Origin of the sequence: Rhodococcus sp. NPDC057297, from assembly GCF_042667435.1 — a bacterium.
In the GTDB taxonomy this organism is placed as follows: domain Bacteria; phylum Actinomycetota; class Actinomycetes; order Mycobacteriales; family Mycobacteriaceae; genus Rhodococcoides.
The window spans coordinates 104,691-119,818 of sequence record NZ_JBHUZE010000012.1; the positions used below are offsets into that span (position 1 = coordinate 104,691).

Below are 15,128 nucleotides of genomic sequence, written 5' to 3' on the forward strand. Positions count from 1 at the left end.
CGGTCACACGAGATTCTGCGACAGCTCGCGCTTCACGAACCGCCCGTCTCCGGCCGAACCGCGATACTCGCCGTCGTCGACGATCACCTTGCCGCGGGAGATCACCGTGTCGACGTGTCCGTCGATCTCGAAGCCCTCGTAGGCGGAGTAGTCCATGTTCATGTGGTGCGCCTTTCCGAGTCCGATGCTGGTGTGGCCGTTCGGGTCGTAGATCACGAGGTCACCGTCCGCGCCGGGCGAGACGATGCCCTTCCTCGGGTACATGCCGAACATGCGCGCAGGCGTGGTGCAGCAGACGTCCACCCACTTCTCCAGGGTGATCCTGCCGTTCTTCACCCCCTGGAACATCAGATCCATGCGGTGCTCGACGGATCCGATTCCGTTGGGAATCTTGGAGAAGTCGCCGATGCCCATGTCCTTCTGGTCCTTCATGCAGAACGGGCAGTGGTCGGTGCTGACGGTGGCAACGTCCCCGGTGCGCAGGTAGCGCCACAATTCGTCCTGGTGGCCTTCGGCGCGGGATCTCAACGGTGTCGAGCACACCCATTTGGCGCCGTCGAATCCCGGCGCGCCGAGCTGCTCTTCGAGCGAGAGGTACAGATACTGCGGACAGGTCTCGGCAAACACGTTCTGCCCGTTGCCTCGTGCGACCGCGATCTGTTCCAGTGCCTGCTTGGCGGAGACGTGTACGACGTACAGCGGAGCTCCGGTGACGTTCGCCAACATGATGGCACGGTGGGTTGCTTCTTCCTCCAACTGCCACGGTCGCGAGGTGCCGTGGAAGTACGGTGCGGTGTCGCCGCGGGCCACCGACTGTGCGACGAGCACGTCGATGGCGATCCCGTTCTCGGCGTGCATCATCAGCAATGCACCGGTCTCCGCCGCGGTCTGCATGGCGCGCAGTATCTTTCCGTCGTCGGAGTAGAACACGCCCGGATACGCCATGAACAGTTTGAAGCTGGTGACACCTTCGGACACCAACTCGCTCATCGCTTTCAGTGAATCACTGTCCACGTCGCCGATGATCTGATGAAACCCGTAGTCGATCGCACAGCGCCCGGCTGCCTTCTCGTGCCACTGCGCCAGCGTGTCCTGGACCCGTTGCCCTGGAGTCTGGATGGCGAAATCGACGATGGTGGTGGTGCCGCCCCACGCAGCGGCCCGAGTGCCTGTCTCGAACGTGTCCGACGCGAACGTGCCCCCGAACGGCATCTCCATGTGTGTGTGCCCGTCGACTCCACCGGGGAGCACGTATTTTCCGGTCGCGTCGATCACCGTGTCCGAGGTCTGGGTCAGATCGGCAGCGAGCGCCGTCGAACCCGGTTGCAGCACAGCAACGATGGTGCCGCCGTCGATCAGCACATCGAGCAGCTGGGCACCTGTGGGCGAGACCACGGTGCCTCCGTGAACGAACGTCGTACCCATCTCAGCGCACCCGGCCGGCGGTCATGGCTCCACCAGCGGCGCGTAGGCGTCGGGTCTGCGGTCCCGGTAGAACGCCCATCGGTCACGGACCGTTTTGATGAGATCCATCTCCAGGTCACGCACGATCACCTCGGGCTCGCTGTCCGAGGCGACGTCACCGACGAACTTGCCTTCGGGGTCGACGAAGTAGCTGGTGCCGTAGAAGTCGTCGTCACCGTACTCCTCGATGCCGACGCGGTTGATGGCTCCGATGTAGTACTCGTTGGCCACCGCCGACGCCGGCTGCTCGAGTTTCCAGAGGTAGTTGGACAACCCGCGCGAGGTAGCCGACGGATTGAACACGATCTCGGCTCCGGCGAGACCCAACGCGCGCCACCCTTCCGGAAAGTGCCGGTCATAGCAGATGTAAACGCCGATGCGACCTACTGCGGTGTCGAACACCGGCCAGCCCAGGTTGCCTGGTCGAAAATAGAACTTCTCCCAGAATCCGTTCACGTGCGGGATGTGGTGTTTGCGGTATTTCCCCAGGTAGGTGCCGTCAGCGTCGACCACGGCCGCGGTGTTGTAGAGCACGCCCGGTTGTTCCTGCTCGTAGACCGGCAGGATCATGACGATGCCCAATTCCTTCGCCAGTGCCGCGAACCTGTCGACAGTGGGCCCCGGCACCGACTCGGCGTAGTCGTAGAACTTCGAGTCCTGCACCTGGCAGAAGTACGGGCCGTAGAACAATTCCTGGAAGCAGACGACCTTCGCCCCTTGTTCGGCCGCACTGCGCGCGTATCCCTCGTGCGCCTCGATCATCGTCTGCTTGTCGCCGGTCCAGTTGGTCTGGACCAGAGCCGCTCGAACTGTCGTCATGGCTGACCACTTCCGTCCCTCGTTCTCGATGGGCCTGTTCAACATAAGTGATCCACGAGGTACACGTGCGGTCAATGGTGTTACAACATGAAGTGAGGACGTTTCGGCCGGGTAACGACTCAGGTCGACGGCATCAACAGGGCCCGCACAGCGTCGATGGTGTCGGCCTCCGCGGGTGTCTTGTCCGGCCGATACCGCAGCACGCGTGCGAATCTCAGTGCCACACCACCTGGATAGCGACTACTGGTCTGCGCGCCGTCGAGTTCGATCTCCACGACCAGTTCGGAGTTCAGGTAGACGGTGTGCTCGTCGCGCGATCGTTCGTGCTTGGGAAATTCCTCGGTCTGCCACTGCAACAACGCATCGGTGAGACCTTTGAACGTCTTGCCGACCATGATCGGGTCACCGCCGTCCGGGTCACGCGCTCCCAAATGAAGGTTCGACAACCACCCGGTGCGCCGCCCGTAGCCCCATTCCGCAGCCAGCACGACGAGGTCGAGAGTGTGCTCGGGTTTGACCTTCTGCCAGTCCTTTCCCCGTCGTCCGGCCGCGTAGATCGAGGACAGCGACTTGATCATCACCCCTTCGTGACCTTCGTCCAACGCCGCATCGAAGTGAGCGGCGGCCGAATCCGCGTCGGGTCGCACCAAGGACGGGATCCGATGTTGCGGAGCCACGCGCTCGAGGGCGTCGAGTCGTCGTTCGAGCGGTTCGTCCAGCAGGTCCACTCCGTCGAGGTGAATGCAGTCGAAGAAGTACGGCTGCAAGAGCAATTCGTGTGCGCTCTGCGCGCCGAACCGACTCATCGTCTCCTGGAACGGCCTAGGTCGCCCGCCGTCGTTCAGCGCAAGGGTTTCACCGTCCAACACCACGGACTCGCAGGGGAGTGTGCGAATCAGCTCCACCAATTCCGGTACGCCGTCGGTGATCTCGCGCAGTGTCCTGGTGTAGATGTGCACGTCGTCTCCGAGCTTGTGCACCTGGATCCGCGCGCCGTCGAGCTTGTATTCGACGCTGACGTCTCCCCCCATGTCCGCCCAGGCGGACGCCAGCGTCTCCGCCGGCGAGGCCAGCATGGGACGAACGGGCCTTCCGACCTGCAGCCCGAAGCCTGCCAGTGCCTCCTCCCCGCCATTCAACGCAGCGACTGCGGTCGCGTCGAGACGCCCGGACAACATGAACGCCCGACGCACCGGTCCCGAATCCAACCCGGCGGCCTTGGCGATCGCATCGGTCATCACTCCTTCGAGCGCACCCTGACGAAGCTCGCCGGTCATCAGGCCGACGAGAAACTTCCGTTCCTGCACGGTCGCCGACGCCCAGAGGTCGACCAGCAGTTCACGCCGACGCGCAGCCGAGCCCGGTCCCGACGTCGACGCGACGGCCGTGACGGCGTCGTCGACCTCACTCACCGTCAGCACACCGTCCGGCGCGGCCGGGACGTCGATGTCTGCCAGAGTTCGCCACCCGACGCCGATACGGCCCTGCGGCAGCTCCCCGGACAGCCAGGACACGACGACGCTCACGTCCGCGGACTGCAGGTCGGCGAGCAGCAGGCGCAGAGCCTCGGTCTTCGCCTTGCGGGAGCGCGTGGCACCGACGGCCGAGGAGGTGTCGATGATTCGAGTGAACAGCACGTACCGAACGTAACCGGAAGGTCGGACACTCAATCCTTCCGCGGCGCGAGCGCGCTCGGTCGACGTACGTCAGCTGAAGCCGAGCACCCGGTCACCCCATGCCACCCGGGTCTCCCCGTCCGGGTCGTCGACGACGTTGTCCTGGCCGTCGATCACCAACGTGGCACGGGTCGGCTCGGTGTACAGCGGCCAGTGTTTCGCGCCGTCCAGCGTCGCGGGAACTCCGTGACGCGCGAACGCCGTCCACCGCTTCATGACACGAGCCGAGACGGCCGTCGCAGCTTTGCGGCCACCGAGCCAGAACGTCGGGTCCCGGTTCAGGGTGCCGAAGTTGCCGAAGACGTAGGGCAGTTCCGTCGCGTGCCCGGCTCCGATTCGAGCGGCTTTCAGCATCGGCGTCGCGTGGTCGAACCGGTACATCCAGACCGGCGAGTGCCTGCTGTGCGCATCGGCGATCCACAGGCTGGGCATCTTGAATCCCGCGTCGGTCGACATCGCGAGTGCCCCGGAGGTCTTCGATCGTTCCGGGTACGCCGACATGATCTCGGCGACGCGGAAGGCAGGCAGTTCCGCGTGGTCGTTCGCGATCGCCCGGAACATCTCGGACACGGTGTCCGAGGTGACCGGCATCAGCGGCGACTTCATCAACCGGAAGATCGACGCCTCGTCGTTGTTGGTTCCGATGATCAACGGAATTCGGTGGGCGAACCCTTTCTGGAACGCGGCGACCGGATACCGAGGCACGATGTCGCCGTCGACGACCGGGGCCAACCCCAGTGTGCCGGGCACCTTCGTCGGGATCTCGTAACAGAGCGTGTCGCCCTCCTCCACGAGCCGCATGAACTCGATGGTCTTCAGCTCGTGGATTCGGTCCGGCGTGATGTCGACGAGTTCGAGGAATCGTCCCGCGACCTGCGCAGCTCGGTCGGGACCGTACACCGACGTCGCTGGTGCGCTCTGCACTATCGCGCGGTGAAACAGCCCCTCGGCTTTCGGTGACGTCATCAGCGTCGTCACCGACGCGCCACCCGACGATTCCCCGAAGAGCGTCACGTTGGACGGGTCACCGCCGAACGCGCCGATCGATCGGCGCACCCACTCGAGCGCCGCGATCATGTCCCGCAAACCCAGATTCGATTCGAACACCGTGTCGTCGGTGGAAAACGAGGACAGGTCGAGGAATCCGAACGCACCGATCCGATAGTTGATCGTCACGATCACCAGGTCGCCGACTTCCGCGAGACGCCGACCGTCGTACACCGCTTGAGACGAGGAACCGAGCGAGTAGGCGCCGCCGTGGATCCACACCATGACCGGCCGCGGGGTTCCGTCGGGCTCCGGCGCCCACACGTTGAGCGACAGGCAATCCTCCGACATCGGAATGTCGGGATCGATGGGTACCGGGTTGTCCAGGCCCTGCGGAGCGACGGACCCGAAGTGCCGGCAGTCCCGTGGCTGCGTCCACGGTTCGACGGGCCGCGGGGATCGGAATCGATGTTCACCGTCCGTCGGCGCCGCGTAGGGAATGCCTTTCCACGCGTGGACCGACCCGTCCTGATGGCCGATCACGTCGCCGTCGGGCGTGCGCACCTGGCATGTCGTCTCGCTCATGGCCCCTCCTACGATCTACCGGCGTTCGCCAACGTACCAACTCAGCGTCGGCGCGGATCGTCGTTCATCTCTGCGCAACGTTCTTTATGCTGGGCGTATGACGCGAGTCCGGATCTATGCCGGTGCAGCATGCGGGCTTGCCGCCGTGGTCATGTCCGGGTGCAGCACGCAGTCGTCGGGGAACGCAACGGCACCGCTGGCGACGGTGAACACCGATCCGCCGTCGGTGGTCAGAACAACCACACCTTCAGCCGCGACAACTCCGCCGTCGACTCCCGTGCCGACGACTCCCGTGCCGACGACCACGCTGCCGTCGACGACGATCTCGACCGCCGCGCCCGCGATCGCCGACCCCTCTCGTTACGAGGGGCTCAGCGGCTTCTACTACTTCATCTCTCCTACCGGCAAATTCGAATGCGCGGTGTTCATCACCGATGCGTCGGTCGCCGGCTGCCACGGCGAGTTCCCGTCGAATGCTCCTCGGGTGGAGGGCAGCGGCGCCCCGGATTCGCTGGTAGCGCCCAACACGGTCGAGCTCACGGCAGGCACCGCGGCGCGATTCCTGAGCTCCGGCGATCCTAGGTTCCATCGGTTCGACGCCATCGCCACTCCGCTCCCCTACGGTGAAACGCTCTCGATACCCGGGTCGGGTACGTCGAACGGCATCACGTGCAGGGTCGACGAGCTCGCCGGGGTCTCCTGCGTCGACCAGGTAGGGCATGGTTTCACCGTGTCCGACACGGCGTTCGAGTTGAAGTGACCGGTGTGTTTCGCAGTGCGAACGACCGGGCATAAGCTGACAGCCGTGCGGCGAGACCGCCGCACGATCATCTGTCGCGGCCGAGAGCACTGAGCTCTCCGACCGGGGAGGAGTTTTCCCGATGTCCACCACGCCGACTCGACGCAACGCCAAAGTCATAGGCGTCAGCGTCGCCGCCGCGGTCGGCGGCTTCCTGTTCGGTTTCGACAGCTCCGTGATCAACGGGGCCGTCGACGCCATCGAGGGCCGTTTCTCGCTGGGTTCGTTCACCACCGGTTTCGTCGTCGCCATCGCGCTGATCGGCTGCGCCGTCGGCGCCTGGTTCGCCGGCTCCCTCGCAGACCGATGGGGTCGCAAGAAAGTGATGGTGCTGGGCTCGGCCCTGTTCACCATCTCCTCGCTGGGATCGGGCCTCGCCTTCAGCGTCCCCGACCTGATCCTGTGGCGCATCCTCGGCGGCCTCGGTATCGGTATCGCCTCCGTCATCGCGCCTGCCTACATTGCAGAGATCGCTCCTGCGAAATGGCGCGGAAGCCTGGCGTCGCTGCAGCAGCTCGCGATCACTCTCGGCATCTTCGCCGCCCTCCTGTCCGACGCTCTGCTGCAGGGCGCCGCGGACGGCGCATCCAACGACCTCTGGCTCGGCCAGGAAGCCTGGCGCTGGATGTTCCTCGTCGGCGTCGTACCCGCCCTGATCTACGGCCTGCTCGCGGTCACCATCCCCGAGTCACCTCGCTACCTCGTCGGCAAGCATCTCGATCAGGAAGCTGCCGACATCCTCGCCAACATCACCGGCGAACTGCATCCCGACGAGCGAGTCCACGAAATCCGTCTCACACTCCGCAAGGAGGAGAAGGCCTCGTTCGCCGACATCCGCGGACCGAAGTTCGGGCTCCAGCCGATCGTGTGGGTCGGCATCGTCATGGCCGTCCTGCAACAGTTCGTCGGCATCAACGCGATCTTCTACTACTCGACGACGCTGTGGAAGTCCGTCGGCTTCACCGAGGACCAGTCCTTCACGACCTCGGTCATCACCTCCATCATCAACGTGACGATGACCTTCGTGGCCATTCTGTTCGTCGACCGGATCGGCCGGCGCAAACTGCTCCTGGGTGGTTCGGTAGGTATGTTCGTCGGCCTGCTGATGGCCGCGGTCTCGTTCTCCCAGCAGATCGGCAGCGGCGACGACGTCTCCCTCCCGAGCCCCTGGGGTGCCGTCGCGCTGATCGGAGCGAACCTGTTCGTGATCTTCTTCGCCGCCACCTGGGGACCCATCATGTGGGTTCTTCTGGGCGAGATGTTCCCCAACCGCATGCGCGCCGTGGCCCTCGGAATCGGCACCGCCGCCAACTGGCTCGCCAATTTCGCTGTCACCCTTGCATTCCCGCCACTCACCCAGGCCGTCGGCCTGTGGGTGATCTACGGGTTCTTCGCCATCATGGCTGCAGTCTCGTTCTTCTTCGTGAAATCGAAGATTCCCGAGACCAACGGCATGGAACTCGAAGACATGCAGTAACGGATCGCCGACGAGGGTGCTATGGTCGGCGATGTTCTGACACGGGGTGCGTCCGTACATGCGGATGCTGAGATCACACCCGTCGAACCTGATGCAGGTAATGCTGACGAAGGGATGTCAAGGCGATGACTACGCCTGTGCACTCGGTGCACTCCGAAAGACCCGGCGATTCCGGTCGCTTCACGAACAACCTGTGGGACGCGACGGCGGATCTGCGCGCCGCCATCGATGATCTCGAGTTCCTCGGGCTCCTCGGTGACGGCACGCTGCCGCTGGACGCGTTCCGCACGTACATCGCACAGGACGAGCTCTACCTGGCCGGATACGCCAAGGCCCTGTCCATCCTGGCGTCGAAAGCGCCGGACACGCAGACGGCGGCGTTCTGGGCGTCGTCTGCGGCAGGTGCCGTCGCAGAAGCGTCACTTCACGCGTCACTGCTGTCCAGCGACGCGCTACCGAGCCCCGGGTCGGTGATCGAACATTCACCGGCGTGCCTGGGCTACGTCTCGTACCTCGTCGCCACTGCAGCGACGGAACCCTACGCCGTTGCGGCCGCGGCTGTTCTTCCCTGCTACTGGATCTACGCCGATGTGGCAGTTCGGTTGTCGCTCGCGGCGCGGGAAGTGTTGCAACGCAACCCCGAACACCCCTATGCACGGTGGGTGTCCACGTACGATTCCGACGAGTTCCGTACGCTCGTCGACGGCGCCCGCGTCCTCGTCGACGATGCGGCCGCTGCAGCCACGGACGCCCAGCGCGACGCCATGGCGCAGGCGTTTCGCGTCGCGACAAGATACGAACTGATGTTCTGGGACACAGCACTTCACCCGACGCCGTGGCCGGTGGCACGATGAAACGATTACTCGCCCTTGCATGCGCCGCGATCTCCGTCGCGGGCCTGACCTCGTGCGCGCAGTCGAACGATTCGGACACGATCAGATTCGCACTCGACTGGACACCCAACACCAATCACACCGGCTTGTACGTAGCCCTCCAGGAGGGCTACTTCGCGGACGCCGGACTGGACGTGGAGGTGTTGCCGTACAACAACACTTCGTCGGACACCCTCGTCGATTCCGGTAACGCGGAGTTCGGGATCAGCACGCAGAGCTCCACCGTTTTCGCGAAAGCTGCGGGTGCGCAGATCGTTTCGGTGCTCGCCCCCCTCCAGCACTGGGCAACGGCAATCGGTGTACGCGCAGACCGTGACGACATTCCGAGCCCCAAGGCATTGGACGGCAAGGTGTACGCGGGCTTCGGTGACACCGGTGAGAAAGCAGGGCTCCGACAGGTCATCCAGAACGACGGCGGTAGAGGCGAATACGAGACCGTGGTTCTGGGGACGTCGGCGTACGAAGCCGTGTACTCCGGTACCGCGGACTTCACCGTCTCCTATCTCGCATGGGAAGGCATCGAAGCAGAGCACAGCGGGACTCCGATGAAATACTTCGAGAACACCGACTACGAATTCCCCGACGCGTACGCGATCACCATCAGCGGCAACGAGAACTGGCTGGCCGACAACCCCGACGAAGCCGGGAAATTCGTCCAGGCACTGCAACGCGGGTACCAGCTCGCGGCCGACGACCCCGATCGCGCCGCCCAGGACGTCATCGACGCCAACCCGGGAACCTTCACCGACGAATCGTTGGTGTTCGAGAGCCAACGGATGTTGGCGGACAAGTACATGCGCGACGGCGACGGCGAGGTCGGCACGCAGAACATCGACAAATGGACCGAGTACTCGAAGTTCCTGTACGACAACGGGGTTCTGGTGGACGAGAACGGTGCGCCGCTCACGTCCGAGCCCGACTGGTCCACGTACTTCACCGACGACTACCTCGGCGAATGACAACCTCGGCGATCGGTGATGCATCCTCCGGAGCGCCTCCCGCCGCTCGCGGTGTCCGGCGATGGCCGGTTGTCAGGGCGGACGGGCCGGCGCTCGTTCGCTGGGCTCTGCCGTCGGCAACCATCGTCGTCGTCCTCGTCGCGGTGTGGCAGACCTACGTCACCACCAGTGGAATTCGACCTCAGGTACTTCCCTCACCCACGCGAATCCTGAGCCAGGGATGGGCGCATCGAGACGCGATCGCCACCAATGCTGCAGCGACACTGCAGGTCACGATCATCGGTTTCACCGTGTCCTGCATCGTCGCCTGGACTCTTGCTGTCGCCGTTGATTTCTCTCCGTGGCTGCGTCGTGCCGTCGTCCCATTGTTCGTGGTCTCTCAGACGTTGCCGATCATCGCGATTGCGCCACTTCTCATCATCTGGTTCGGCTTCGGACTGCTTCCGAAGATCCTCGTCATCGCATTGGCTACGTTCTTCCCCATGGCAATCGGCCTGATCGAGGGTTTCGCCTCGGCCGATCGCGACGCCCGCGCGCTTCTGTCGAGCATGGGCGCCAGCCGCTGGCAGCAGTTCAGATACGTGCGTCTACCGTCGGCGATGCCGCGGTTCTTCACCTCGCTTCGAATCGGCATCACCTACGCCGTCGTCGGTGCGATCTTCGCGGAATATGCAGGTGCGAGCGCGGGGCTCGGCATCTACATGAGCCAGCAGAAGAACTCGTTCCGTACCGATCTGGTGCTCGCTGCCGTGCTCGTCACCGCCGTCATCAGCGTGCTGCTCTTCGTGCTGACGTACTTGATCGAAAGACTGTTCATACCCTGGGCTCGAGACGAACGGGGACGAGAGGAACAGCCGCGATGAGCAGAGTGCACGTGGCAGGCCTGACGAAGTCCTACGGGAACCGCACGATCCTGGACGGCATCGACTTCGACGTCGAACCCGGTGAATTCGTGTCCGTGATCGGCCCGAGCGGATCCGGCAAGAGCACCATCTTCAACATGGTGGCCGGCCTCGACTCGCCGGACGGGGGTGTCGTGGAGGCATCTCGCAGTGCCTACATGCCGCAGAAAGACCTGCTTTTCCCCTGGCGGTCGGTGCTGGACAACACGACCCTCGGCCTCGAGGTGCAGGGCGTCCCGAAGAAAGAGGCGCGTACCCGGGCTCAAGAGCTGTTCGACGTGTTCGGGCTCGCCGGCTACGAGAACGCTCGGCCCTCGGAGATGTCCGGGGGAATGCGCCAGCGCGCCGCACTCCTCCGGACCGTCGTCCAAGGCCACGACCTACTCCTGCTCGACGAGCCGTTCGGCGCCTTGGACTCGCTGACCCGAACAGACATGCAGCAATGGTTGCAAGACGTCTGGCTTCGCTACCGCTGGACGGTACTGATGATCACGCACGACATCCGAGAGGCCGTGTACCTCTCGGATCGCGTGGTGGTGCTCTCCGACAAACCGGCCCATGTCCGACGCCAGGTCGCCGTGCCCCTGCCGAGACCACGTGAGCCGATGGTCGTCACGACACCCGAATTCGCTGCCGTCGAATCGGAACTGATCGACGTGCTCGTCAGCGCACGTCGGTCACGAACCCAATCGGGTCGCTAGATCCGACACTGCGGATCGTGCGTCCGCGAGGCTCGCCTCGGCCTGCGGAGTCAGCGCCGCCATCGCCGGAACTCGGGATGCGAGAGTCAGGTCGACCGTGACGATGAAGACTTCCATCCCCAACGCCTTACCGAGCACCTGCTGCAGCTGTGGCACGGTGTGGTCCGCGCCGAACTCCGGAGTCCCCGGCCCGTACTGGTCGCCTCGCGACGACACCACCACAACCGGCTTACCTTCGAGAGGTCGAGTCGGCGCATCGAACGGCACGGTGATTCCGGGAACGTGGATGTAATCGATCCACGCTTTGAGTGTCGACGGAACGGACCAGTTGTACATCGGTGCACCGACGAGAAGCACGTCAGCCGAGACCAACTCGTCGATCAGTTCTTTCTGCAACGCCTCGGCTTCCGGCGGCGCAACCTCGTCCGAAGTTCTCAGATGCGGCGCCCAGTGCAACGCGGACGTCGGCAGATGTGGCGGCGGATTTCGGTGCAAGTCCCGATAGATCACCGAATGATCGGCACCGAGCGAATGCCAGGTGTCCGAAAAGTGTGCGGTCACCGCTCGACTGACGGACGAAACAGGATCAGCGGACGTATCTAGATGCAACAACTGCGGCACGGACACTCCTTCTAGTAGCTGTAACTAGAGAATATGCCCAGCATGGGAGTGGAGCCGGCAGATAGGCTCGAGGTATGGATCATCGGTACATTGCATCGGCGTTGTCGCACCGTGACGCGCAGTTGGTTTCCGCTCGTATCGCGGAGTCGAGCGACCGTGTACCCACTGTTTCGTTCGATGGCGTAGAGCTCGACATCGACGAGTCGGGCCGGCGCGCTGTCGTGGAGCTCCTCCGACTTCTCGCCGGGGGTACGTCGGTGACGGTGGGCCCGGTGAGCGAACTACTGACGACGTCGCAGGCTGCCGAAGTCCTCGGTGTGTCCGATACGTACGTCAGGAAACTCGCCGACGCGGGCAACCTCGCGATCGAAATGCGTGGCACTCACCGCAGGTTTCGCCTGGAAGATCTTGTCCGGCTTCGGGAGACGTTCAAGAAAGATCAGCCTGCTTCACGGCCGAGCAGCTCGGACTGAAGAGTCAGCAGGTCTCGGAACGCTTCTCCTGATGCACGCCACAGCTGTTCACTGTCTATGAAGTCGACACCGAGCAAGTTGACGTCTCCACGGTAAGCGCCGACATCGACGGACAGTTTCCGAACGATCATGGAAATGTCACGGTCGAGGTAACCGGAGTCGCTGCTCTCGAGCGCCCGGAATTGAGCGGAGAAGTGGTCTGCCGATATCCGACGATCCACGAATTGCGCAACAAGGATGACGAAACGCGATGCGTGCAGCGATGGGGATCGAAACGAATGCTCCACGGAACCTTTGCCTCCTTGGTCGACAACGCCACTCGTCGTCGCCATCGAACTCAACGGACCGAGACACCGACGTGGCTGGGCAGCGGACCCGTCAGGGAGCCTGCCGTGCGAGGGGTGTCGAATATCTCGATGTAAAACAGGAACTTCACCCACGATAGGGAGTAGAACCTGATGGATCCGCTGTTTTCGGGATTGCTATGACCGTTCACAACAGAACGATCGGTCCACTTGTGACCTACAGGAGTGACCCGAGCGGTGCGCGTTCGGGAGTATCGAGCTCCCAGAACTTCCAACCGTCGCAGACCTGCTCATCACCGCTGATATGCGTCGCGACAGCACTGGCGGCCTCGGTCGGATCCTCGAATCTCCGGCCCTCCATCGGTCCGCGTACGATTTCCAGGCGCGAATTGTCCGGGTCGTACCGCGCACTGAGACGGTAGCCATCGAAATCAGCGACGACTCGAACGCGCAGGTCGATCACCTCTTCGACCGACGCGGACCGCTTCGCATTCGTGCGCCGGGTCTGTTTGCCGACGCGATGAGACGCAGCAGAATGCGCAGCGTCTGCCAGCGTCAGGTCCGCGTCGACGTTCAACCCGAGAAGACTCCACCGGTCGTGACCGTGCTGAACCCGGCCGACAGCGATTGCGTGGTGTCCTGTGCGGGAGCGCAACGGGGAATCCTGCACCCACAGATCGACCTCGCCTTTGATGTCAGCTGCCATTTCTTCGGACGACACCATGAAGAACGACGGATTGGACTTGCTCAGATCCACGAACACCCAGTATGTCGAGCCTGTGTCATCGGTGGCCAGCGACTCGTCCTGCCTGCGCGCCTTCCAGTCACCTTCCGCCTTGGACCGGACCCGGACTACACAGCTGGAACCGTCGACAGCCCAGACCTGGACCGGATTACGACGCGACGTGGTGAGGCGCTCAGCGCGACCCCCGTGCATCACTACCGCTTCGATGAATGCGCGTATACCCTGCTCCGAAACGTCTTCCACGGTGCTACCTCTGTTCTGCCTACCCGTGCAGATGAAGAGAGGTGCCTACGACGGGTAGCACGCGCACGACTCGGGGATCTGACCCCAGCCTAGTGGTCCAACACCCCCCGTGGATACCGTGCACAATCGACACATGGACGCACGGGCCGAGCACGACGCCGAACGAAGCCGATTCGTGTTGTACTCGGACACCGAGCTAGCCGCAGTATCCGAGTACTTCGACGTGGGCGATACCCGCAATTTCTTCCACACCGTGACGCTCCCCCAGTACCGCGGCAGGGGATACGCCGCGGCACTGACGGAATACGCCTTGAACGACACCCGCTCGCGGCGACTGTTGGTTCAGCCGTCCTGCTGGTTCGTTCGCGAATTCATCGAGACCAATCCCGACGAATTCGGAGACTTGCTCACTTCTCCCGAATCTCCCGACGAGCGGTAGCGAACAACGGATAGTTGTCCGCATTCCCGCCGGCCTTACCCTTCTTCTTCCGATACCGTTCCAACGACTTCGCAACGCGCAGTTCATGTTCACGGATAACGTTCTCGTACAAATACATGGAAACTCCTCGAATAGCTTTGCAGCCCAGCATGATCAGGGCAGGCGAAGACGCCGAATGCCCTGCGAATACGAATAGCGGAATGGACGTCGCTACCCGAACGAGAGTGCGGCACGGGACACCGTAAACGGATGCCCGGCAATGATTCTCAGGTTTCTTACCAAGTCGCACCCCTTTCGGTCCATGTACTCGCCGTGTTCCGTGCACCATCATGCTGCACAACCCTCACAGGCGCCACCGAATTAAATTGCACCGAACATCGCGGCCGGTTGTCCTCCGGTCGCGGGCAGATCCGAGTGCCGACGACAACGATGTCAGCGAGCATCTGACACGTGCGTGAGCGGCTGTGTACCTGCGACCGGAAGGGGTGGCCTCGTCTTGTACGCGTGGGGGTGTGAGCGCACATTCGGGATGTTTTTCGGTGGGTGTGGTCCGTTGCTCGGTGACGGACGCTCGCCGTTGTGTCAGGTGCACGGCCAAGTGCTAGCACCTGGGTGAGCCTTCAGCGCATTGGTGAGCGTCTGACACATGGGTGTGCGTCTGTGTCTCTGACTGGCCAGAGGGGGTGGATTCACCCTCGTGTTGTGCGTGGGGTGGTGGTGTGAGCGCACATTCGGGGGGTGTTTTCGTGGGTGGTCGGGGTTCGGTGACGATGCTCGCCGTTGTCTCGGATGCACGGCCAGGTGCTGGCACCTGGGTGAGCGTGTGGCTCGGAGGCGAGCGTTCGATTCGTTGGTGTGCTCGACGGGTGTCCGAGGGGGATGCACGGTGGAGTGTTTTTGTTCGGGAATGCAGAACACCCCCGAACCGTGTGGTTCGGGGGTGTCCTGGAAAATGTGTTCGGCGGTGTCCTACTCTCCCACACCCTGTCGGGTGCAGTACCATCGGCGCTGGAGGGCTTAGCTTCCGGGTTCGGAATGGG

At 63.3% G+C, this 15,128-nt stretch carries 15 protein-coding genes, 1 rRNA gene and 1 riboswitch; of the genes, 8 read left to right on the forward strand and 8 right to left on the reverse strand.

What is annotated here, in order from left to right:
- Window positions 1–3 precede the first annotated feature (3 nt).
- From hydA to ACFULT_RS25855, 4 genes are all read right to left on the reverse strand, one after another.
- Window positions 4–1,425, reverse strand: a complete 1,422-nt coding sequence (gene hydA / locus ACFULT_RS25840) for a dihydropyrimidinase (protein WP_378482916.1) — start codon at window positions 1,423–1,425, stop codon at window positions 4–6.
- A gap of 21 nt (window positions 1,426–1,446) precedes the next feature.
- Window positions 1,447–2,283, reverse strand: coding sequence for a nitrilase-related carbon-nitrogen hydrolase (locus ACFULT_RS25845; RefSeq protein WP_037104513.1), 837 nt, complete (start codon window positions 2,281–2,283; stop codon window positions 1,447–1,449).
- A 119-nt stretch (window positions 2,284–2,402) separates the two neighbouring features.
- Window positions 2,403–3,920 carry an ATP-dependent DNA ligase gene (locus tag ACFULT_RS25850; protein ID WP_378482917.1) on the reverse strand — a complete coding sequence of 506 codons (1,518 nt, stop codon included), beginning with the start codon at window positions 3,918–3,920 and terminating at the stop codon, window positions 2,403–2,405.
- Between the two features lie 69 nt (window positions 3,921–3,989).
- Entirely contained in the window at window positions 3,990–5,531 is a 1,542-nt protein-coding gene (locus ACFULT_RS25855) for a carboxylesterase/lipase family protein (RefSeq protein WP_037104507.1), read from the reverse strand.
- A gap of 97 nt (window positions 5,532–5,628) precedes the next feature.
- Between ACFULT_RS25855 and ACFULT_RS25860 the strand changes: the two genes are divergently transcribed.
- From ACFULT_RS25860 to ACFULT_RS25885, 6 genes are all read left to right on the forward strand, one after another.
- Window positions 5,629–6,291, forward strand: coding sequence for a hypothetical protein (locus ACFULT_RS25860; protein ID WP_378482918.1), 663 nt, complete (start codon window positions 5,629–5,631; stop codon window positions 6,289–6,291).
- Window positions 6,292–6,412: 121 nt separating this feature from the next.
- Window positions 6,413–7,807 carry a sugar porter family MFS transporter gene (locus tag ACFULT_RS25865; protein WP_037104504.1) on the forward strand — a complete coding sequence of 465 codons (1,395 nt, stop codon included), beginning with the start codon at window positions 6,413–6,415 and terminating at the stop codon, window positions 7,805–7,807.
- 32 nt (window positions 7,808–7,839) lie between these two features.
- Window positions 7,840–7,939, forward strand: a riboswitch (TPP riboswitch).
- Window positions 7,933–8,661, forward strand: a complete 729-nt coding sequence (locus ACFULT_RS25870; RefSeq protein WP_176460047.1) for a TenA family protein — start codon at window positions 7,933–7,935, stop codon at window positions 8,659–8,661. Its footprint overlaps the riboswitch before it by 7 nt.
- Entirely contained in the window at window positions 8,658–9,659 is a 1,002-nt protein-coding gene (locus ACFULT_RS25875; protein WP_052059114.1) for an ABC transporter substrate-binding protein, read from the forward strand. Before ACFULT_RS25870 ends, ACFULT_RS25875 begins: the two co-directional genes overlap by 4 nt.
- Entirely contained in the window at window positions 9,656–10,522 is an 867-nt protein-coding gene (locus ACFULT_RS25880; protein ID WP_378482919.1) for an ABC transporter permease, read from the forward strand. Before ACFULT_RS25875 ends, ACFULT_RS25880 begins: the two co-directional genes overlap by 4 nt.
- Window positions 10,519–11,262, forward strand: a complete 744-nt coding sequence (locus ACFULT_RS25885; RefSeq protein WP_378482920.1) for an ABC transporter ATP-binding protein — start codon at window positions 10,519–10,521, stop codon at window positions 11,260–11,262. Before ACFULT_RS25880 ends, ACFULT_RS25885 begins: the two co-directional genes overlap by 4 nt.
- On the opposite strand, the gene ACFULT_RS25890 is transcribed toward ACFULT_RS25885, so the two are convergent.
- Entirely contained in the window at window positions 11,239–11,883 is a 645-nt protein-coding gene (locus ACFULT_RS25890; RefSeq protein ID WP_378482921.1) for an FMN-dependent NADH-azoreductase, read from the reverse strand. The genes ACFULT_RS25885 and ACFULT_RS25890 overlap by 24 nt on opposite strands.
- 74 nt (window positions 11,884–11,957) lie before the next feature.
- Between ACFULT_RS25890 and ACFULT_RS25895 the strand changes: the two genes are divergently transcribed.
- A complete protein-coding gene (locus ACFULT_RS25895) occupies window positions 11,958–12,356 on the forward strand; it encodes an excisionase family DNA-binding protein (RefSeq protein ID WP_037104486.1) in 399 nt (132 codons plus the stop codon).
- Here ACFULT_RS25895 and ACFULT_RS25900 read toward each other — a convergent pair.
- Together ACFULT_RS25900 and ACFULT_RS25905 are read right to left on the reverse strand one after the other, a co-directional pair.
- On the reverse strand, window positions 12,323–12,643 hold the full coding sequence (locus tag ACFULT_RS25900; RefSeq protein WP_037104717.1) for a hypothetical protein: 321 nt from the start codon (window positions 12,641–12,643) through the stop codon (window positions 12,323–12,325). The two genes, ACFULT_RS25895 and ACFULT_RS25900, sit on opposite strands and share 34 nt — an antisense overlap.
- Before the next feature lie 235 nt (window positions 12,644–12,878).
- Window positions 12,879–13,649, reverse strand: coding sequence for a hypothetical protein (locus ACFULT_RS25905; protein WP_037104483.1), 771 nt, complete (start codon window positions 13,647–13,649; stop codon window positions 12,879–12,881).
- Between the two features lie 133 nt (window positions 13,650–13,782).
- Between ACFULT_RS25905 and ACFULT_RS25910 the strand changes: the two genes are divergently transcribed.
- A complete protein-coding gene (locus ACFULT_RS25910; RefSeq protein ID WP_037104480.1) occupies window positions 13,783–14,088 on the forward strand; it encodes a GNAT family N-acetyltransferase in 306 nt (101 codons plus the stop codon).
- Window positions 14,089–15,044: 956 nt separating this feature from the next.
- On the opposite strand, the gene rrf is transcribed toward ACFULT_RS25910, so the two are convergent.
- Window positions 15,045–15,128 (reverse strand): 5S ribosomal RNA (rrf, locus tag ACFULT_RS25915); the annotation flags it as partial.

Excerpts from the sequence above, each read along its gene's own strand:
- hydA (WP_378482916.1), bottom strand. The coding sequence starts at position 1,425 with ATGGGTACGACGTTCGTTCACGGAGGCACCGTGGTCTCGCCCACAGGT.
- ACFULT_RS25845 (WP_037104513.1), bottom strand. The coding sequence starts at position 2,283 with ATGACGACAGTTCGAGCGGCTCTGGTCCAGACCAACTGGACCGGCGAC.
- ACFULT_RS25855 (WP_037104507.1), bottom strand. The coding sequence starts at position 5,531 with ATGAGCGAGACGACATGCCAGGTGCGCACGCCCGACGGCGACGTGATC.
- ACFULT_RS25860 (WP_378482918.1), top strand. The coding sequence starts at position 5,629 with ATGACGCGAGTCCGGATCTATGCCGGTGCAGCATGCGGGCTTGCCGCC.
- ACFULT_RS25865 (WP_037104504.1), top strand. The coding sequence starts at position 6,413 with ATGTCCACCACGCCGACTCGACGCAACGCCAAAGTCATAGGCGTCAGC.
- ACFULT_RS25870 (WP_176460047.1), top strand. The coding sequence starts at position 7,933 with ATGACTACGCCTGTGCACTCGGTGCACTCCGAAAGACCCGGCGATTCC.
- ACFULT_RS25875 (WP_052059114.1), top strand. The coding sequence starts at position 8,658 with ATGAAACGATTACTCGCCCTTGCATGCGCCGCGATCTCCGTCGCGGGC.
- ACFULT_RS25880 (WP_378482919.1), top strand. The coding sequence starts at position 9,656 with ATGACAACCTCGGCGATCGGTGATGCATCCTCCGGAGCGCCTCCCGCC.
- ACFULT_RS25885 (WP_378482920.1), top strand. The coding sequence starts at position 10,519 with ATGAGCAGAGTGCACGTGGCAGGCCTGACGAAGTCCTACGGGAACCGC.
- ACFULT_RS25895 (WP_037104486.1), top strand. The coding sequence starts at position 11,958 with ATGGATCATCGGTACATTGCATCGGCGTTGTCGCACCGTGACGCGCAG.
- ACFULT_RS25910 (WP_037104480.1), top strand. The coding sequence starts at position 13,783 with ATGGACGCACGGGCCGAGCACGACGCCGAACGAAGCCGATTCGTGTTG.